The 17,393-nt window shown below is 66.4% G+C and carries 29 protein-coding genes and 1 pseudogene; 29 read left to right on the forward strand and 1 reads right to left on the reverse strand.

Going from position 1 to position 17,393, the window contains the following annotated elements; genetic code table 11:
• The gene (locus ACFYO0_RS29780) at window positions 1–1,662 is read right to left on the reverse strand and encodes an RNA ligase family protein (RefSeq protein ID WP_388682226.1); all 1,662 of its coding nucleotides are present in this window, start codon (window positions 1,660–1,662) and stop codon (window positions 1–3) included.
• Between the two features lie 544 nt (window positions 1,663–2,206).
• Here ACFYO0_RS29780 and rpsJ point away from each other — a divergent pair.
• The 29 genes and pseudogenes from rpsJ to ACFYO0_RS29925 all read left to right on the forward strand — a co-directional run.
• On the forward strand, window positions 2,207–2,515 hold the full coding sequence (gene rpsJ / locus ACFYO0_RS29785; protein WP_003948644.1) for a 30S ribosomal protein S10: 309 nt from the start codon (window positions 2,207–2,209) through the stop codon (window positions 2,513–2,515).
• Window positions 2,516–2,532: 17 nt separating this feature from the next.
• Complete coding sequence (rplC, locus tag ACFYO0_RS29790) at window positions 2,533–3,177, forward strand: 50S ribosomal protein L3 (RefSeq protein ID WP_344391434.1); 645 nt, start codon at window positions 2,533–2,535, stop codon at window positions 3,175–3,177.
• An 8-nt stretch (window positions 3,178–3,185) separates the two neighbouring features.
• Complete coding sequence (gene rplD / locus ACFYO0_RS29795; protein WP_388682229.1) at window positions 3,186–3,851, forward strand: 50S ribosomal protein L4; 666 nt, start codon at window positions 3,186–3,188, stop codon at window positions 3,849–3,851.
• Window positions 3,851–4,267: a 50S ribosomal protein L23 gene (gene rplW, locus ACFYO0_RS29800; RefSeq protein WP_344391432.1), complete on the forward strand. Its 417-nt coding sequence runs from the start codon at window positions 3,851–3,853 to the stop codon at window positions 4,265–4,267. Before rplD ends, rplW begins: the two co-directional genes overlap by 1 nt.
• A 38-nt stretch (window positions 4,268–4,305) precedes the next feature.
• Window positions 4,306–5,142 (forward strand): 50S ribosomal protein L2, encoded by an 837-nt coding sequence (rplB, locus tag ACFYO0_RS29805; protein WP_388682232.1) that lies wholly within the window; start codon window positions 4,306–4,308, stop codon window positions 5,140–5,142.
• A gap of 14 nt (window positions 5,143–5,156) precedes the next feature.
• Window positions 5,157–5,438 carry a 30S ribosomal protein S19 gene (gene rpsS / locus ACFYO0_RS29810; RefSeq protein ID WP_007384069.1) on the forward strand — a complete coding sequence of 94 codons (282 nt, stop codon included), beginning with the start codon at window positions 5,157–5,159 and terminating at the stop codon, window positions 5,436–5,438.
• A 41-nt stretch (window positions 5,439–5,479) separates the two neighbouring features.
• Window positions 5,480–5,827 (forward strand): 50S ribosomal protein L22, encoded by a 348-nt coding sequence (rplV, locus tag ACFYO0_RS29815; protein WP_093777432.1) that lies wholly within the window; start codon window positions 5,480–5,482, stop codon window positions 5,825–5,827.
• Window positions 5,827–6,663, forward strand: a complete 837-nt coding sequence (gene rpsC, locus ACFYO0_RS29820) for a 30S ribosomal protein S3 (RefSeq protein ID WP_351293471.1) — start codon at window positions 5,827–5,829, stop codon at window positions 6,661–6,663. Before rplV ends, rpsC begins: the two co-directional genes overlap by 1 nt.
• 5 nt (window positions 6,664–6,668) lie before the next feature.
• Entirely contained in the window at window positions 6,669–7,088 is a 420-nt protein-coding gene (gene rplP / locus ACFYO0_RS29825; protein WP_033319640.1) for a 50S ribosomal protein L16, read from the forward strand.
• A complete protein-coding gene (gene rpmC / locus ACFYO0_RS29830) occupies window positions 7,088–7,312 on the forward strand; it encodes a 50S ribosomal protein L29 (protein ID WP_003998824.1) in 225 nt (74 codons plus the stop codon). Before rplP ends, rpmC begins: the two co-directional genes overlap by 1 nt.
• Window positions 7,312–7,599, forward strand: coding sequence for a 30S ribosomal protein S17 (rpsQ, locus tag ACFYO0_RS29835; RefSeq protein WP_344391427.1), 288 nt, complete (start codon window positions 7,312–7,314; stop codon window positions 7,597–7,599). Before rpmC ends, rpsQ begins: the two co-directional genes overlap by 1 nt.
• A 236-nt stretch (window positions 7,600–7,835) precedes the next feature.
• Window positions 7,836–8,204 (forward strand): 50S ribosomal protein L14, encoded by a 369-nt coding sequence (gene rplN / locus ACFYO0_RS29840; RefSeq protein WP_003998823.1) that lies wholly within the window; start codon window positions 7,836–7,838, stop codon window positions 8,202–8,204.
• A gap of 2 nt (window positions 8,205–8,206) precedes the next feature.
• Window positions 8,207–8,530: a 50S ribosomal protein L24 gene (rplX, locus tag ACFYO0_RS29845; protein WP_053674523.1), complete on the forward strand. Its 324-nt coding sequence runs from the start codon at window positions 8,207–8,209 to the stop codon at window positions 8,528–8,530.
• Complete coding sequence (rplE, locus tag ACFYO0_RS29850) at window positions 8,530–9,087, forward strand: 50S ribosomal protein L5 (protein WP_388682237.1); 558 nt, start codon at window positions 8,530–8,532, stop codon at window positions 9,085–9,087. Before rplX ends, rplE begins: the two co-directional genes overlap by 1 nt.
• Window positions 9,088–9,092: 5 nt before the next feature.
• Window positions 9,093–9,278, forward strand: coding sequence for a type Z 30S ribosomal protein S14 (locus ACFYO0_RS29855; protein WP_003956452.1), 186 nt, complete (start codon window positions 9,093–9,095; stop codon window positions 9,276–9,278).
• Window positions 9,279–9,490: 212 nt separating this feature from the next.
• Window positions 9,491–9,889: a 30S ribosomal protein S8 gene (gene rpsH / locus ACFYO0_RS29860; RefSeq protein ID WP_004984520.1), complete on the forward strand. Its 399-nt coding sequence runs from the start codon at window positions 9,491–9,493 to the stop codon at window positions 9,887–9,889.
• A gap of 24 nt (window positions 9,890–9,913) precedes the next feature.
• Window positions 9,914–10,453: a 50S ribosomal protein L6 gene (rplF, locus tag ACFYO0_RS29865; protein WP_165261506.1), complete on the forward strand. Its 540-nt coding sequence runs from the start codon at window positions 9,914–9,916 to the stop codon at window positions 10,451–10,453.
• Window positions 10,454–10,456: 3 nt separating this feature from the next.
• On the forward strand, window positions 10,457–10,840 hold the full coding sequence (gene rplR / locus ACFYO0_RS29870; RefSeq protein ID WP_328771079.1) for a 50S ribosomal protein L18: 384 nt from the start codon (window positions 10,457–10,459) through the stop codon (window positions 10,838–10,840).
• 39 nt (window positions 10,841–10,879) lie between these two features.
• Window positions 10,880–11,488: a 30S ribosomal protein S5 gene (gene rpsE, locus ACFYO0_RS29875; protein ID WP_005481208.1), complete on the forward strand. Its 609-nt coding sequence runs from the start codon at window positions 10,880–10,882 to the stop codon at window positions 11,486–11,488.
• Window positions 11,488–11,670, forward strand: a complete 183-nt coding sequence (gene rpmD / locus ACFYO0_RS29880) for a 50S ribosomal protein L30 (RefSeq protein WP_033319647.1) — start codon at window positions 11,488–11,490, stop codon at window positions 11,668–11,670. The genes rpsE and rpmD overlap by 1 nt, the downstream gene beginning before the upstream one ends.
• A 2-nt stretch (window positions 11,671–11,672) precedes the next feature.
• The gene (gene rplO, locus ACFYO0_RS29885) at window positions 11,673–12,128 is read left to right on the forward strand and encodes a 50S ribosomal protein L15 (RefSeq protein WP_344391416.1); all 456 of its coding nucleotides are present in this window, start codon (window positions 11,673–11,675) and stop codon (window positions 12,126–12,128) included.
• Between the two features lie 245 nt (window positions 12,129–12,373).
• Window positions 12,374–13,687 carry a preprotein translocase subunit SecY gene (gene secY / locus ACFYO0_RS29890; RefSeq protein WP_344391414.1) on the forward strand — a complete coding sequence of 438 codons (1,314 nt, stop codon included), beginning with the start codon at window positions 12,374–12,376 and terminating at the stop codon, window positions 13,685–13,687.
• The gene (locus tag ACFYO0_RS29895; protein ID WP_388682244.1) at window positions 13,687–14,370 is read left to right on the forward strand and encodes an adenylate kinase; all 684 of its coding nucleotides are present in this window, start codon (window positions 13,687–13,689) and stop codon (window positions 14,368–14,370) included. The genes secY and ACFYO0_RS29895 overlap by 1 nt, the downstream gene beginning before the upstream one ends.
• 96 nt (window positions 14,371–14,466) lie before the next feature.
• Window positions 14,467–15,303, forward strand: coding sequence for a type I methionyl aminopeptidase (gene map, locus ACFYO0_RS29900; protein ID WP_388682247.1), 837 nt, complete (start codon window positions 14,467–14,469; stop codon window positions 15,301–15,303).
• A 271-nt stretch (window positions 15,304–15,574) separates the two neighbouring features.
• On the forward strand, window positions 15,575–15,796 hold the full coding sequence (gene infA / locus ACFYO0_RS29905; protein ID WP_003948620.1) for a translation initiation factor IF-1: 222 nt from the start codon (window positions 15,575–15,577) through the stop codon (window positions 15,794–15,796).
• A 58-nt stretch (window positions 15,797–15,854) separates the two neighbouring features.
• The gene (gene rpmJ / locus ACFYO0_RS29910; RefSeq protein ID WP_003998809.1) at window positions 15,855–15,968 is read left to right on the forward strand and encodes a 50S ribosomal protein L36; all 114 of its coding nucleotides are present in this window, start codon (window positions 15,855–15,857) and stop codon (window positions 15,966–15,968) included.
• 227 nt (window positions 15,969–16,195) lie between these two features.
• Window positions 16,196–16,576, forward strand: coding sequence for a 30S ribosomal protein S13 (gene rpsM / locus ACFYO0_RS29915; RefSeq protein ID WP_386340868.1), 381 nt, complete (start codon window positions 16,196–16,198; stop codon window positions 16,574–16,576).
• A gap of 68 nt (window positions 16,577–16,644) precedes the next feature.
• Entirely contained in the window at window positions 16,645–17,049 is a 405-nt protein-coding gene (rpsK, locus tag ACFYO0_RS29920; RefSeq protein WP_003948617.1) for a 30S ribosomal protein S11, read from the forward strand.
• 195 nt (window positions 17,050–17,244) lie between these two features.
• Window positions 17,245–17,393, forward strand: a pseudogene (locus ACFYO0_RS29925) (DNA-directed RNA polymerase subunit alpha); the annotation flags it as partial.

The raw sequence follows: 17,393 nt of genomic DNA on the forward strand, positions 1-17,393 counted from the left end.
TCAGACCTCCTCCTCGACGGTTCCGCTCGCCCCGATGTACCAGGTGCGGTGCGCGTCGCCCGCGTACGGCGGGCCGAAGCGGCGCAGCTGGGCGGTGAGCACCTCGGGCGGCACCGGGTGCTCACGGCGGGCGTTGCGCCGGATCAGCTCGTCCTCGTCGACCAGGACCACGGCGTGGGTGCGCAGGGCGTCGCGGCGGTGGGCGATCGCGTGGACGAGCGAGCGCTGCTGCTTGTTGAGGGACGTGGCGTCCCACACCACGGTCCCTCCGGCGGCCAGGGCGGTGTCCAGCCGGTCGAGACCCTCGCGCAGTACGTCCGTGTTCGCCCGCTGGTCGGCGCGTGCACCGCGGGCCTCGCGCAGGTCGTCCAGGCAGATGTACGCGTCCACGCCGGGGAGGCCACGGGCGAAGGTGCTCTTGCCGCTGCCCGCGGGACCGACCGTCTGTATCAGCTTCGGGAAGGCGCCGGAGCGCCAGCGCCACGTGGCGGCGACCGCCTCGTCGAGACCGTGGATCCGCCCCTGCGCGTACGCCTCGCGTGCCTCGGCCCGGCAGCGGACGGCCGCGTCGTCCGGAAGGCCGGCGAAGGCCTCCCGCAGCCCGCCTTCGTCCAGGCCGCCGATGTCCTCGGCGTGCAGGGCCGACCACTCCACCTGCTCGCGTGCCTCGTCCGTGTCCGCCGTGGCCCGGGCGACCGCGTGCAGGAGACCGAGATCGGCGGCGTACGACAACCGCACCAGGCCGGCCCGCCGGTCCTCGTCCGGATACGGCCGGTGCAGCGCATGGTGCAGTCCGACGAGGTCCGCGACCCGGCGCGCGAGCGGCATGCCCGCCGCCGCGGCGATCTTGGCCGCGATTCGTGCCCGCCGGCCTCCGTGCAGCAGCGCGGCCAGTACGCCGCCGAGCCGGTCGTCCCCGGACTGCCCCGCCAGATCGAGTCGGGCGACGGCCTCCGGATCCCCCTCGCCGGCCGGCCCCACCGCACGCACCAGGGCCTCCACGTCGACCGCCGCACCCGAACGCACCGCCCACAGAGCGGCCCCCGCCCCGAGCCCGTTCTCCACGACGGCCGTGTGCATCCAGTGCGTGTCCGTCCGCACATGCCCGGCCCGCACCCACTTGGCGACCCGCTGCCCGAACTCCTCCGCACCGAAGGCGTCGACGACCCGGACGACGTACCCCTCCTGCCGCACGGGATCCAGCCTCAGCGCCCGCAGCGCGCGCTCGTCGAACACGCCCCGCCACAGCACGCGCGGCACGGGAATGCCGAGTCCGCGCAGATACGTGACCGTCCGGTCCCAGTCCAGGCAGCGGCCGTCCGCGTCCCACACCGAGAAGCCGTAGAACCAGCTCTCCAGATCCTCGTACGCGATCGAATGCCGGGCGTACATGTTCTCCCCGCACACGCGCCACCCCTCGGGGATGGCATGACCGATGCGCCCCTGGAGCGCCTTGACCCAGGCCCGGGAGGGGTGGTGGGCCGAGTCGAGCGAGCGGGCGTGCAGGCCGTCGGCGTACAGCGTGGTGTTCTCGCCGTCGAGCTTCTCGGTGACGACGACCTCGCGTCCCCGTAGACCGGACAGGTCCGTGACCCGGAGATCGTCCGCGGTCGCGCCGGGCGACCAGGGCAGATGCCGGGTCCGTGGGTAATGCGTACGCATGGTGAACGTTCCCCCCGTGGCAACCGCCGTACTTGATCAGCGTAGGAGCGCGGGGGAGTGGCAAGCGAGCGGATTAGCGGCGGTTGCCGATGACGACGTCACAGGGGCCCAGTCGGGCTCGAACGGGCCCAGGTTTGACGCACGTCACGCCGGGGGTACCCTCTACGGCTCGATTGGCCAGCCCCATGGCCCGTATGGCAGACTGTCGGGGTTGCTCGGTTGAGTGCCGATGCTGCGCGCCTCCCGCCGGGAGGACCGGAAGCGAGTCCCACAGTACTCGTCGCCTTAACTGCCCCTCAGGGCAGCGCTGAGGCGGACGTACGGGAATCTTCCGGGAAGTGTCAGCGGGGTACCGGCCAGGCGCCCGGTGGGTGTCTCACCCTCGGATCCGCGGTCGACGATCGCACCCCCTGGAAGGGAAATCCGCTACGGATACCCGTGTCAGCGAGGGCGCGACACGCCCGACCGCGTGGGTCGGAGGATGAAGACGCGGACCTTCCGAGTCGCCAGAGCGTTTATTGAGAGACAGGACTACGGAGTAGCCATGGCGGGACAGAAGATCCGCATCCGGCTCAAGGCCTACGACCACGAGGTCATCGACTCCTCGGCGAAGAAGATCGTCGAGACGGTGACGCGTACTGGTGCGTCGGTCGCGGGCCCGGTGCCGCTGCCCACTGAGAAGAACGTGTACTGCGTCATCAAGTCGCCGCACAAGTACAAGGACTCGCGCGAGCACTTCGAGATGCGCACGCACAAGCGCCTGATCGACATCCTCGACCCGACCCCCAAGACCGTTGACTCTCTGATGCGACTCGACCTCCCGGCCGGTGTCGACATCGAGATCAAGCTCTAAGGGCCGGTGGTCTGAGAATGGCTAAGCAGATCAAGGGCATCCTGGGCGAGAAGCTCGGCATGACGCAGGTGTGGGACGAGAACAACCGTGTTGTTCCCGTCACCGTCGTCAAGGCCGGGCCGAACGTCGTCACCCAGGTCCGTACGAACGACACCGACGGCTACGAGTCCGTGCAGATCGCCTTCGGCGAGATCGACCCGCGCAAGGTGAACAAGCCCCTCAAGGGCCACTTCGCCAAGGCCGACGTGACCCCCCGCCGCCACCTCGTGGAGCTCCGCACCGCGGACGCCAGCGAGTACACGCTCGGGCAGGAGATCACCGCCGACACCTTCGAGGCCGGCGTGAAGGTCGACGTCACCGGCAAGAGCAAGGGCAAGGGCTTCGCCGGTGTCATGAAGCGCCACAACTTCGGTGGCCTCGGTGCCGGTCACGGTACCCAGCGCAAGCACCGCTCTCCCGGCTCCATCGGTGGCTGCGCCACCCCGGGCCGTGTGTTCAAGGGCCTCCGCATGGCGGGTCGTATGGGCAACGAGCGGGTCACCACCCAGAACCTGACCGTCCACGCCGTTGACGCGGAGAAGGGTCTGCTGCTCATCAAGGGCGCGGTTCCCGGTCCGAACGGCGGCCTCGTCCTGGTCCGCACCGCGGCCAAGGGGGCCTGAGGTAACCGATGAGCACTCTTGACATCCTTTCGCCGGCAGGCGACAAGGCCGGCACCGTCGAGCTCCCCGCGGAGATCTTCGACGTTGAGAAGGTCAGCATTCCGCTGATCCACCAGGTCGTCGTCGCCCAGCTGGCCGCTGCCCGTCAGGGCACGCACAAGACCAAGACCCGCGGCGAGGTTCGTGGTGGCGGTAAGAAGCCTTACCGCCAGAAGGGCACCGGGCGTGCGCGCCAGGGCTCGACCCGCGCTCCGCAGTTCGCCGGTGGTGGCGTCGTGCACGGTCCCGTGCCGCGTGACTACTCGCAGCGGACCCCGAAGAAGATGAAGGCCGCGGCCCTGCGCCACGCCCTCACCGACCGGGCCCGCAACAACCGCATCCACGTCGTCACCGGCGTGGTCGAGGGCGAGATCTCCACCAAGGCCGCCAAGTCGCTGCTCGGCAAGATCTCGGAGCGCAAGAACCTGCTCCTGGTGATCGACCGTGCGGACGAGGCCTCGCTGCTCTCCGCCCGCAACCTGCCCCAGGTGCACATCCTGGAGCCGGGCCAGCTGAACACGTACGACGTTCTCGTCTCGGACGACGTGGTCTTCACCCAGGCCGCCTTCGAGTCCTTCGTGTCCGGCACGCCCAGTGCCGAGCGGAACACCGACACTGAAGGGAGTGAGGTCTGATGGCTATCCGTCACCCCTCCATCGCCTCGAAGGCCGCGAAGAAGGCCAAGGAGGCGCGCGTCAAGAAGGCGCGTCGCCACGCCACCGAGGGCAAGAACACCGTCGAGACGCCGCTGAGCAAGTCGTACACGGACCCCCGTGACGTACTGATCAAGCCGGTCGTCTCCGAGAAGAGCTACGCGCTCCTCGACGAGAACAAGTACACGTTCGTCGTCGACCCGCGTGCCAACAAGACCCAGATCAAGGAGGCCGTCCAGGCGGTCTTCTCGGTCAAGGTCACCGGGGTCAACACGATCAACCGCCAGGGCAAGCGCAAGCGGACCCGCACTGGTTTCGGCAAGCGTGCCGACACCAAGCGCGCGATCGTGACCCTTGCAGAGGGCGACCGTATCGACATCTTCGGCCAGGCCTCCTAACGGAGTGCCCTGGTCCGATATCGGACGAGGACTGAGAAATGGGAATCCGCAAGTACAAGCCGACTACGCCGGGCCGCCGTGGCTCCAGCGTCGCCGACTTCGTCGAGGTCACGCGGTCCACGCCGGAGAAGTCGCTGGTCCGCCCGCTGCACAGCAAGGGCGGCCGTAACAATTCCGGTCGTGTGACCGTGCGCCACCAGGGTGGTGGCCACAAGCGCGCCTACCGCGTCATCGACTTCCGTCGTCATGACAAGGACGGCGTGTCGGCGAAGGTCGCGCACATCGAATACGACCCCAACCGCACCGCGCGCATCGCGCTGCTGCACTACGCGGACGGCGAGAAGCGCTACATCCTCGCCCCGCGCAACCTGCAGCAGGGCGACCGTGTGGAGAACGGTCCCGGGGCCGACATCAAGCCGGGCAACAACCTGGCGCTCCGCAACATCCCGGTCGGTACCACGATCCACGCGATCGAGCTCCGTCCCGGTGGCGGCGCCAAGTTCGCCCGCTCCGCCGGTGCCTCCGTGCAGCTGCTGGCGAAGGAGGGCCAGATGGCCCACCTTCGTATGCCGTCCGGTGAGATCCGGCTGGTCGACGTGCGCTGCCGCGCCACCGTCGGCGAGGTCGGCAACGCCGAGCAGTCGAACATCAACTGGGGCAAGGCCGGCCGCAAGCGCTGGCTGGGCGTCCGCCCGACCGTTCGCGGTGTGGCGATGAACCCGGTTGACCACCCCCACGGTGGTGGTGAGGGCAAGACCTCCGGTGGTCGCCACCCGGTCAGCCCCTGGGGCCAGAAGGAAGGACGTACTCGTTCGCCCAAGAAGGCCTCGAACAAGTACATCGTCCGCCGCCGCAAGACGAACAAGAAGCGCTAGGAGCGGGTTTTCAGATGCCGCGCAGTCTCAAGAAGGGGCCCTTCGTCGACGACCACCTGATCAAGAAGGTGGACGCCCAGAACGAAGCCGGTTCCAAGAACGTCATCAAGACCTGGTCCCGTCGCTCGATGATCGTCCCGGCCATGCTGGGCCACACGATCGCGGTGCACAACGGCAAGACCCACATCCCGGTGTTTGTCACCGAGTCCATGGTCGGCCACAAGCTCGGCGAGTTCTCGCCGACGCGCACCTTCCGGGGTCACGTCAAGGACGACCGGAAGTCGAAGCGCCGCTAAAGGCGGGGTGAATGACCATGACAGACACTGAAGGGACAACCATGGAAGCCAGGGCCCAGGCGCGGTACATCCGCGTCACGCCCATGAAGGCCCGCCGAGTGGTGGACCTCATCCGTGGCATGGACGCCACGGAGGCCCAGGCGGTCCTGCGTTTCGCCCCGCAGGCCGCGAGCGTGCCGGTCGGCAAGGTGCTGGACAGCGCCATCGCCAACGCCGCGCACAACTACGACCACACCGACGCCGACAGCCTTGTCATCACCGAGGCCTACGTCGACGAGGGTCCGACCCTGAAGCGGTTCCGGCCGCGTGCCCAGGGCCGTGCCTACCGGATCCGCAAGCGGACCAGCCACATCACCGTGGTCGTCAGCAGCAAGGAAGGAACCCGGTAATGGGCCAGAAGGTTAACCCGCATGGGTTCCGACTCGGCATCACCACGGACTTCAAGTCCCGGTGGTACGCCGACAAGCTGTACAAGGACTACGTCAAGGAAGACGTCGCCATCCGTCGGATGATGACGTCCGGCATGGAGCGCGCCGGTATCTCGAAGGTGGAGATCGAGCGCACCCGTGACCGTGTGCGTGTGGACATCCACACCGCGCGTCCCGGCATCGTCATCGGCCGCCGTGGCGCCGAGGCCGACCGCATCCGCGGTGACCTCGAGAAGCTCACGGGCAAGCAGGTCCAGCTGAACATCCTCGAGGTCAAGAGCCCCGAGACCGACGCTCAGCTGGTTGCTCAGGCCGTTGCCGAGCAGCTGTCCTCCCGCGTCTCCTTCCGTCGTGCCATGCGTAAGAGCATGCAGGGCACGATGAAGGCCGGCGCCAAGGGCATCAAGATCCAGTGTGGTGGCCGTCTCGGCGGCGCCGAGATGTCCCGCTCGGAGTTCTACCGCGAGGGCCGCGTGCCCCTGCACACGCTCCGCGCGAACGTCGACTACGGCTTCTTCGAGGCCAAGACGACCTTCGGCCGTATCGGTGTGAAGGTCTGGATCTACAAGGGCGACGTCAAGAACATCGCCGAGGTCCGTGCCGAGAACGCCGCCGCCCGCGCCGGCAACCGCCCGGCCCGTGGTGGCGCCGACCGCCCGGCCCGTGGTGGCCGCGGTGGCGAGCGTGGCGGTCGCGGTCGCAAGCCGCAGCAGCAGTCCGCGCCGGCTGCCGAGGCCCCCAAGGCCGAGGCTCCCGCCGCTGCCGCTCCGGCTGAGAGCACTGGAACGGAGGCCTGACCGACATGCTGATCCCTCGTAGGGTCAAGCACCGCAAGCAGCACCACCCCAAGCGCCGCGGTCAGGCCAAGGGTGGTACGACGGTTGCGTTCGGCGAGTACGGCATCCAGGCCCTCACGCCGGCGTACGTGACGAACCGCCAGATCGAGGCGGCTCGTATCGCGATGACCCGCCACATCAAGCGTGGCGGCAAGGTCTGGATCAACATCTACCCGGACCGTCCCCTCACGAAGAAGCCCGCCGAGACCCGCATGGGTTCCGGTAAGGGTTCGCCGGAGTGGTGGGTCGCGAACGTTCACCCCGGCCGGGTGATGTTCGAGCTGTCCTACCCGAACGAGAAGATTGCGCGTGAGGCGCTTACCCGCGCTGCTCACAAGCTTCCGATGAAGTGCCGCATTGTGCGGCGCGAGGCAGGTGAAGCGTGATGTCGGCCGGTACCAAGGCGTCCGAGCTGCGCGAACTGGGTGACGAGGAGCTTCTGGCGAAGCTTCGCGAGGCCAAGGAAGAGCTGTTCAACCTCCGCTTCCAGGCGGCGACCGGGCAGCTCGAGAACCACGGCCGTCTGAAGGCGGTCCGTAAGGACATCGCGCGGATCTACACCCTGATGCGTGAGCGCGAGCTGGGCATCGAGACGGTGGAGAGCGCCTGATGAGCGAGAACAACGTGACTGAAGAGACGAAGGCCGCGCGCGGCTTCCGCAAGACCCGTGAGGGTCTGGTCGTCAGCGACAAGATGGACAAGACCGTCGTCGTCGCCGTCGAGGACCGCGTCAAGCACGCGCTGTACGGCAAGGTCATCCGCCGTACGAACAAGCTCAAGGCGCACGACGAGCAGAACGCCGCCGGTATCGGTGACAGGGTCCTTCTTATGGAGACCCGCCCGCTCTCGGCGACGAAGCGCTGGCGCGTCGTAGAGATCCTCGAGAAGGCGAAGTAATCAAGCGGGGGTTCCACCCCCGCTGACCCCCGCTGGGGGCTCCGCACCCAGGCCCCCGGGCCGGGGAGCGCCCTCGGACCGAAGGGCCCGGGCGGCCTGCGGCCCCCGGCGGAGGTTTTCTTCCTCAAGAGGCCCAGTAATTCCTGCGGGAGCAACTCGCAGGACGGTTCCGCCAGGCTCGCAGGTTCGGCCCGAGAAGGCCCCTGCGGGAACCGGCAGACAAACAGGAGATAGACGTGATCCAGCAGGAGTCGCGGCTGCGTGTCGCCGACAACACGGGGGCGAAGGAAATCCTTTGCATCCGTGTGCTCGGTGGCTCCGGTCGCCGCTACGCGGGCATCGGTGACGTCATCGTCGCCACCGTCAAGGACGCGATCCCCGGTGGCAACGTGAAGAAGGGTGACGTCGTCAAGGCGGTCATCGTTCGCACCGTCAAGGAGCGCCGCCGTCCGGACGGCTCGTACATCCGCTTCGACGAGAACGCCGCTGTCATTCTCAAGAACGACGGCGACCCTCGCGGCACCCGTATCTTCGGCCCCGTTGGCCGTGAGCTGCGCGAGAAGAAGTTCATGAAGATCATCTCGCTCGCGCCGGAGGTGCTGTAAGCATGAAGATCAAGAAGGGCGACCTGGTCCAGGTCATCACCGGCAAGGACAAGGGCAAGCAGGGCAAGGTCATTGCCGCTTACCCGCGCGACGAGCGTGTCCTGGTCGAGGGTGTCAACCGGGTCAAGAAGCACACCAAGGCCGGTCCGACGGCTCGCGGTTCGCAGGCGGGCGGCATCGTCACGACCGAGGCGCCGATCCACGTCTCCAACGTCCAGCTGGTCGTTGAGAAGGACGGCAACAAGGTCGTCACGCGTGTCGGTTACCGCTTCGACGATGAAGGCAACAAGATCCGCGTTGCCAAGCGGACGGGTGAGGACATCTGATGACTACCACCACCGCTCCCCGTCTGAAGCAGAAGTACCGCGAGGAGATCACGGGCAAGCTGCGTGACGAGTTCAAGTACGAGAACGTCATGCAGATCCCCGGTCTCGTCAAGATCGTGGTCAACATGGGTGTGGGCGACGCCGCCCGCGACTCCAAGCTGATCGAGGGCGCCATCCGCGACCTCACCACGATCACCGGTCAGAAGCCGGCCGTCACCAAGGCCCGTAAGTCCATCGCGCAGTTCAAGCTGCGTGAGGGCCAGCCGATCGGTGCCCACGTCACGCTTCGTGGCGACCGCATGTGGGAGTTCCTGGACCGCACCCTGTCGCTCGCGCTGCCGCGCATCCGCGACTTCCGTGGTCTGTCCCCCAAGCAGTTCGACGGCCGTGGCAACTACACCTTCGGTCTCACGGAGCAGGTCATGTTCCACGAGATCGACCAGGACAAGATCGACCGCGTCCGGGGTATGGACATCACCGTGGTCACCACGGCGACCAACGACGCTGAGGGCCGCGCGCTCCTTCGTCACCTCGGCTTCCCCTTCAAGGAGGCGTGAGCGAGATGGCGAAGAAGGCTCTGATCGCTAAGGCTGCCCGCAAGCCCAAGTTCGGTGTGCGTGCGTACACCCGCTGCCAGCGCTGCGGTCGTCCGCATTCCGTGTACCGCAAGTTCGGCCTCTGCCGCGTGTGCCTTCGTGAGATGGCTCACCGTGGCGAGCTGCCGGGCGTGACCAAGAGCTCCTGGTAATTCCCCGAATAGGGGATTGTCAGGGCTCTCGGTAAGTAAAGGGCTCGGTCAGGTGCCCACCCCTCCATGGCTTAGGCTTGGGGGGTTGGGCGCCTGGACGCCCGTACGACTTACTACGCCGTAGGTCCACCGCGCCGCACCCGTCCCGTCTCGGATCGGGGAGAGGGATGGCGCACCAGGAAACCCCGGCGAGAGAGGCCGAAGGCCAATTCATGACCATGACTGATCCGATCGCAGACATGCTGACGCGTCTGCGTAACGCGAACTCGGCGTACCACGACTCCGTGGCTATGCCGCACAGCAAGATCAAGTCGCACATCGCGGAGATCCTCCAGCAGGAGGGCTTCATCACGGGCTGGAAGGTCGAGGACGCCGAGGTCGGCAAGAACCTCGTTCTCGAGCTGAAGTTCGGCCCGAACCGTGAGCGCTCCATCGCGGGCATCAAGCGGATCTCCAAGCCCGGTCTCCGGGTGTACGCGAAGTCCACCAACCTGCCGAAGGTGCTCGGCGGCCTGGGCGTGGCGATCATCTCCACGTCCCACGGGCTCCTCACCGACAAGCAGGCCGGCAAGAAGGGCGTAGGCGGAGAAGTCCTCGCCTACGTCTGGTAGCGGAAGGGAACGGAGGAAACAGCTATGTCGCGCATTGGCAAGCTCCCCATCACGGTTCCCGCCGGCGTGGACGTCACCATCGATGGCCGTACGGTCCAGGTGAAGGGCCCCAAGGGCACCCTCTCCCACACCGTCGCGGCGCCGATCGAGATCGCTAAGGGCGAGGACGGCATTCTCAATGTCACCCGCCCGAACGACGAGCGTCAGAACAAGGCCCTGCACGGCCTGTCCCGCACGCTGGTGGCGAACATGATCACCGGCGTGACCACGGGTTACGTGAAGAAGCTCGAGATCAGCGGTGTCGGTTACCGAGTCCTGGCCAAGGGTTCCAACCTGGAGTTCTCGCTCGGCTACAGCCACCCGATCCTGGTCGAGGCCCCCGAGGGCATCACCTTCAAGGTCGAGAACCCGACGCGGTTCTCGGTCGAGGGCATCGACAAGCAGAAGGTCGGCGAGGTTGCGGCCAACATCCGCAAGCTGCGCAAGCCCGACCCGTACAAGGCCAAGGGCGTCAAGTACGAGGGCGAAGTCATCCGCCGCAAGGTCGGAAAGGCGGGTAAGTAAGCCATGGCATACGGGCAGAAGATCGCCAAGGGCGACGCCTACAAGCGTGCTGCCATCAAGCGGCGTCACATCCGGATCCGTAAGAAGGTCTCGGGTACGGCTGAGCGTCCCCGCCTGGTCGTGACGCGCTCGAACCGCCACATCGTGGCCCAGGTGATCGACGACCTCAAGGGGCACACCCTTGCGTCGGCGTCCACCCTGGACACCTCGATCCGCGGTGCCGAGGGCGACAAGTCCGCGCAGGCCAAGCAGGTCGGCGCCCTGGTCGCCGAGCGTGCGAAGGCCGCGGGCGTCGAGGCCGTCGTGTTCGACCGTGGTGGCAACCAGTACGCGGGGCGCATCGCCGCCCTGGCGGACGCCGCCCGCGAAGCCGGGCTCAAGTTCTGAGCCTGCCGTAGCTAGCGGAAACAGAGAGAGGTAAATCCAATGGCTGGACCCCAGCGCCGCGGAAGCGGTGCCGGTGGCGGCGAGCGGCGGGACCGGAAGGGCCGTGACGGCGGCGCAGCTGCCGCCGAGAAGACCGCGTACGTTGAGCGCGTCGTCGCGATCAACCGCGTCGCCAAGGTTGTGAAGGGTGGTCGTCGCTTCAGCTTCACCGCGCTGGTCGTGGTGGGCGACGGTGACGGCACCGTGGGTGTCGGTTACGGCAAGGCCAAGGAGGTGCCGGCCGCCATCGCCAAGGGTGTCGAGGAGGCCAAGAAGCACTTCTTCAAGGTCCCCCGTATCCAGGGCACCATCCCGCACCCGATCACGGGCGAGAAGGCCGCGGGCGTCGTCCTGCTCAAGCCGGCTTCCCCCGGTACCGGCGTTATCGCCGGTGGCCCGGTGCGTGCCGTGCTCGAGTGCGCCGGTGTTCACGACATCCTGTCGAAGTCGCTCGGCTCGTCGAACGCGATCAACATCGTGCACGCGACCGTGGCAGCCCTGAAGGGTCTGCAGCGTCCCGAGGAGATCGCGGCCCGCCGTGGTCTGCCCCTCGAGGACGTCGCTCCCGCGGCTCTGCTGCGTGCGCGTGCCGGGGCTGGTGCTGCGTAATGGCTCAGCTCAAGATCACGCAGACGAAGTCGTACATCGGCAGCAAGCAGAACCACCGTGACACCCTGCGTTCGCTTGGTCTGAAGAGGATCAACGACGTGGTCGTCAAGGAGGACCGCCCCGAGTTCCGCGGCATGGTGCACACCGTCCGCCACCTCGTGACGGTCGAGGAGGTCGACTGATCATGGCGGAGCAGAACCCGCTCAAGATCCACAACCTCCGTCCCGCCCCGGGCGCCAAGACCGCCAAGACCCGTGTCGGTCGTGGTGAGGCCTCGAAGGGTAAGACGGCCGGTCGTGGTACCAAGGGCACGAAGGCCCGCTACCAGGTTCCGGAGCGCTTCGAGGGTGGGCAGATGCCCCTCCACATGCGGCTCCCGAAGCTGAAGGGCTTCAAGAACCCGTTCAAGACCGAGTACCAGGTCGTGAACCTCGACAAGCTGGCCGCGCTCTACCCCGAGGGCGGCGAGGTCACGGTGGCCGATCTGGTCGCCAAGGGCGCCGTTCGCAAGAACAGCCTTGTCAAGGTCCTCGGCCAGGGCGAGATCTCCGTGGCGCTCGAGGTGAAGGTCGACGCGGCCTCCACCTCCGCCAAGGAGAAGATCACCGCCGCCGGCGGCACCGTCACCGAGCTCGTCTGAACTCCACGGACGCCTCGATGACTTGAGCGCACCCGACCGGGGATGCCCCACAAATGGGGCATCCCCGGTTGGTCGTTCCAAGGAAAGCTGTGCCGCGGGTATGGTGGCCAGCACTGCTCATTTTCGCCTGGTGTGCCCACTGGGAACTTCAGGCGGCTTCTGACTGTTAGTTAGCTGTCCGTTTACTCGTCGAACCTCAAGACCGTCACCTCTGACGCAGTTGCGCGGGGGTCGCAGGAGGCACCGTGCTCACCGCGTTCGCCCGGGCGTTCAAGACGCCCGACCTGCGCAAGAAGCTGCTCTTCACGCTCGGCATCATCGTGATCTACCGGATCGGTACGCACATCCCGATCCCGGGCGTGGACTACAGGAACGTCCAGACCTGTATCGACAATGCCAACGCGAACCAGGGCCTGTTCGGCCTGGTCAACATGTTCAGCGGTGGCGCTCTGCTGCAGATCACGGTCTTCGCGCTCGGCATCATGCCGTACATCACGGCGAGCATCATTCTGCAGCTGCTGACCGTGGTGATCCCGCGTCTGGAAGCCCTCAAGAAGGAGGGCCAGGCCGGTACGGCGAAGATCACGCAGTACACCCGTTATCTCACGGTGGCACTGGCCATCCTCCAAGGCACCGGCCTGGTGGCCACCGCTCGTACGGGTGCGCTGTTCCAGGGCTGCCCCGTCGCCACCCAGATCGTGCCCGACCAGTCGGTCTTCGTGACGATCACGATGGTCATCACCATGACCGCCGGTACGGCCACCGTCATGTGGCTGGGTGAGCTCATCACCGACCGCGGCATCGGCAACGGCATGTCGATCCTGATGTTCATCTCGATCGCCGCCACCTTCCCGTCGGCGCTGTGGGCCATCAAGCAGCAGGGCAACCTCGCGGGCGGCTGGATCGAGTTCGGCACCGTGATCGCGGTCGGCCTGTTCATGGTCGGACTGGTGGTCTTCGTCGAGCAGGCCCAGCGCCGTATCCCGGTCCAGTACGCGAAGCGGATGATCGGCCGCCGCTCCTATGGCGGCACGTCGACGTACATCCCGCTGAAGGTCAACCAGGCGGGCATCATCCCTGTGATCTTTGCCTCGTCGCTGCTTTACATCCCGGCGCTGATCGCGCAGTTTGCCGGTGGAAACTCCGGCTGGAAGACCTGGATCGAGAAGAATCTCGCGGATACGGCTGCGACGCCGCACATCATCCTCTACTTCTTCCTGATCATTTTCTTCGCGTTCTTCTACGTGGCGATCTCGTTCAACCCCGAGGAAGTCGCGGACAACATGAAGAAGTATGGTGGCTTCATCCCGGGAATCCGGGCTGGCCGACCGACCGCTGAGTACCTGGGATACGTACTCAATCGGATCACCTGGCCGGGTTCGCTGTACCTGGGTCTGATCGCTCTTGTGCCGACAGTGGCGTTGGCGGGCTTCGGCGCCAACCAGAACTTCCCGTTCGGCGGTACCAGCATCCTGATCATCGTGGGTGTGGGTCTGGAGACGGTGAAGCAGATCGAGAGCCAGCTCCAGCAGCGCAATTACGAAGGGTTCCTCCGCTGATGCGAATCGTCCTCGTTGGGCCGCCTGGTGCAGGCAAGGGAACGCAGGCCGCGTTTCTCGCCAAGAACCTGTCGATCCCGCACATCTCAACGGGCGACCTCTTCCGCTCCAACATCAACCAGCAGACGGAACTCGGCAAACTCGCCAAGTCCTACATGGACGCGGGGAACCTCGTACCGGACGAGGTCACCATCGGGATGGCGCGGGACCGCATGGAGCAGCCCGACGCCGAGAACGGCTTCCTGCTGGACGGCTTTCCGCGCAACGTCTCGCAGGCCGAGGCGCTGGACCAGGCGCTGAAGGCCGACGGGGTGGAGCTGGACGCGGTGCTGGACCTGGAGGTCCCCGAGGACGAGGTGGTCAAGCGCATCGCCGGCCGCCGCATCTGCCGCAGGGACTCGAGCCATGTCTTCCACGTGGCGTACAGCCCGGCGAAGAAGGAAGGCGTCTGCGACGCCTGCGGTGGTGAGCTGTACCAGCGCGACGACGACTCCGAGGAGACCGTCCGCCGCCGGCTCGAGGTCTACCACACGCAGACCGAGCCGATCATCGACTACTACCGGGCCCAGGGCCTGGTCGTGACGATCTCGGCGCTCGGCAAGGTGGACGAGGTCACGCGGCGGGCGATGGACGCGCTCGAGCGTGAGGACGGCGAGAGCTCTGAGGGCGACGCGAGCGCGTAGTCGTCCCGCTGATTCGGCCGCGGTGCCCAGTTGGGTGCCGCGGCCGTACTGTTGTGTGTACGTGACGGTGCAAGAAGACGGAGAGCGCAGGCCCTCATGGTGCAGATCAAGACGCCCGAGCAGATCGCCAAGATGCGTGAGGCGGGGCTTGTTGTCGCCGCCATCCACAAGGCGACGCGTGAAGCGGCGGTGCCCGGGGCCACGACCAAGGATCTCGACGAGGTTGCCCGCAAGGTGCTGGATGAGCACGGGGCGAAGTCGAACTTCCTGGGGTACGGGGGGTTTCCCGCGACGATCTGCACCTCCGCGAACGAGGTCGTCGTCCATGGCATCCCCAGTGACGACGTCGTCCTCAAGGACGGCGACATCATCTCCATCGACGCGGGCGCGATTGTGGACGGGTGGCACGGTGATGCGGCGTACACCGCCTTTGTGGGGGGCGGGCATGCGCCCGAGCTCGTTGAGCTCTCCCGGGTGACCGAGGAGTCGATGTGGGCGGGGATCGCTGCAATGAAGGTGGGCCATCGGCTTGTTGATGTCTCCCGTGCCATTGAGACGTATATCCGGCGGCAGCCCAAGCCCGGTGGTGGGCGGTACGGGATCATTGAGGACTACGGCGGGCATGGCATCGGTACGGAGATGCACATGGATCCGCATCTGTTGAACTATGTCGAGCGGCGGCGGGGGCGGGGGCCGAAGTTGGTGCCCGGGTTCTGCCTTGCCATTGAGCCGATGGTGTCTTTGGGGACGGCCAAGACCGAGGTTCTCTCGGATGACTGGACGGTCATCACGACTGACGGCACGTGGTCGTCCCACTGGGAGCACTCGGTTGCCGTGACGGAGGCCGGGCCGCTCGTGCTGACGGCTCCGGACGGGGGCAAGGCGAAGCTTGCCGAGTATGGGATTACGGCTGCGCCTGATCCGCTGGGGTGACGGGGAGGGTTTTCTTTCCCCGGGCCCGCCCCTTCCCGAAACTGGAGGGCTGCGCGTTCCCCGCGCCCCTGACGCGGCGCGCCCCGCGCGGCGGAGGCGCATACGTCACAGCCTCGCGCGGTCACCCGCTTAAGGATCTTCCCGGGTGGGCAGGCTCTCAATTCGTGTTTCTGATGGCCCTGACGTAGACTGACTCGTCGGCTCTTGTGTACCCGCATGTCTGCATGCGGTTGTTGGAGCCGATCAAGGTAGTCGATTCGAAGGGCGAAGCGTGGCCAAGAAGCAAGGTGCCATCGAGATCGAGGGCACTGTCGTCGAGTCTCTTCCGAACGCCATGTTCAAGGTCGAGCTCCAGAACGGCCACCAGGTCCTGGCACACATCAGCGGCAAGATGCGGATGCACTACATCCGTATCCTCCCTGACGACCGGGTCGTGGTGGAGCTGTCTCCGTACGACCTGACGCGTGGCCGGATCGTCTACCGGTACAAGTAGATCTTGCCTGTGCCCCGCTCCCGCGGGGTGGTGGCACTGACCCGGAGAACCTCACCCAATGAAGGTCAAGCCGAGCGTCAAGAAGATCTGCGACAAGTGCAGGGTGATCCGCCGTCACGGTCGGGTCATGGTCATCTGCGAAAACCCGCGCCACAAGCAGCGCCAGGGCTGACGCACGACCAACCTTCCGCATCCGCAGATTCTTCGCGCGACGCAAGCAGTACATGTTCATACGCAGGGCCCGGATCCCGTGTTCAGCACGGATCCGATACCCCCGGTCGGAGGCCGGGGACCCGGTTCGTACCGAATCTTGGAGTCCAAGAGTCTTTGGAGTTCGAGAGGACGGCGGGCGGGAGGCGGTTCTGTGGAAGACCTCCGAACGACAACTGGAGCCATTGAATGGCACGCGTTTCCGGTGTTGACATCCCACGCGACAAGCGCGTGGAGGTCGCCCTCACCTACGTGTTCGGCATCGGCCGGACCCTCTCGCAGAAGACGCTGGCCGAGACCGGCGTCAACCCGAACGCCCGCGTTCGCGACCTCTCCGAGGAGGAGCTGGTCAAGATCCGCGAGTACGTGGACAACAACATCAAGACCGAGGGTGACCTCCGTCGTGAGGTTCAGGCCGACATCCGCCGCAAGGTGGAGATCGGCTGCTACCAGGGCCTGCGTCACCGTCGTGGCCTGCCCGTCCACGGTCAGCGCACCAGCACCAACGCCCGTACCCGCAAGGGTCCGCGTCGCGCCATCGCCGGTAAGAAGAAGCCGGGCAAGAAGTAGTCCGCAGCGGACTTCGCCGTCCAGCGGTCTTCGCTGTAGGACCGACCACCTCCCCGTAGGAGTTATAGATGCCCCCCAAGGGACGTCAGGGCGCTGCCAAGAAGGTGCGCCGCAAGGAAAAGAAGAACGTCGCTCATGGCCACGCGCACATCAAGAGCACGTTCAACAACACCATCGTTTCGATCACCGACCCGACCGGCAACGTGATCTCCTGGGCCTCCGCCGGCCACGTCGGCTTCAAGGGCTCGCGCAAGTCGACCCCCTTCGCCGCGCAGATGGCCGCCGAGTCGGCCGCCCGCCGCGCGCAGGAGCACGGCATGCGCAAGGTGGATGTGTTCGTCAAGGGCCCGGGTTCGGGTCGTGAGACCGCCATCCGTTCGCTGCAGGCGACCGGGCTCGAGGTCGGCTCCATCCAGGACGTCACGCCCACCCCGCACAACGGCTGCCGTCCGCCCAAGCGTCGTCGCGTCTGACCTGGCGCTTCAAGGGCTTGCTGTGCCTCCGGGCTTTTCGGCCGGGGGCGTGGGGGTTGCTCCCCACATGTAACAGCCGGGCGGTATGGCTCTTCGGATCCGTATCGCCCGTACCCTTGCAGCAGCATCATTTTCGGGCTTCCGCCCGGTGGCAGGGCGTCAAATAGCGGGCGCCCCTGACAGAAGGATCGCAACATGCTGATCGCTCAGCGTCCCTCGTTGACCGAAGAGGTCGTCGACGAGTTCCGCTCCCGGTTCGTGATCGAGCCGCTGGAGCCGGGCTTCGGTTACACCCTCGGCAACTCCCTGCGTCGTACGCTCCTGTCCTCGATCCCCGGAGCTGC

This window comes from Streptomyces sp. NPDC006365 (genome assembly GCF_042870755.1).
GTDB classification, from domain to species: domain Bacteria; phylum Actinomycetota; class Actinomycetes; order Streptomycetales; family Streptomycetaceae; genus Streptomyces; species Streptomyces xiangluensis.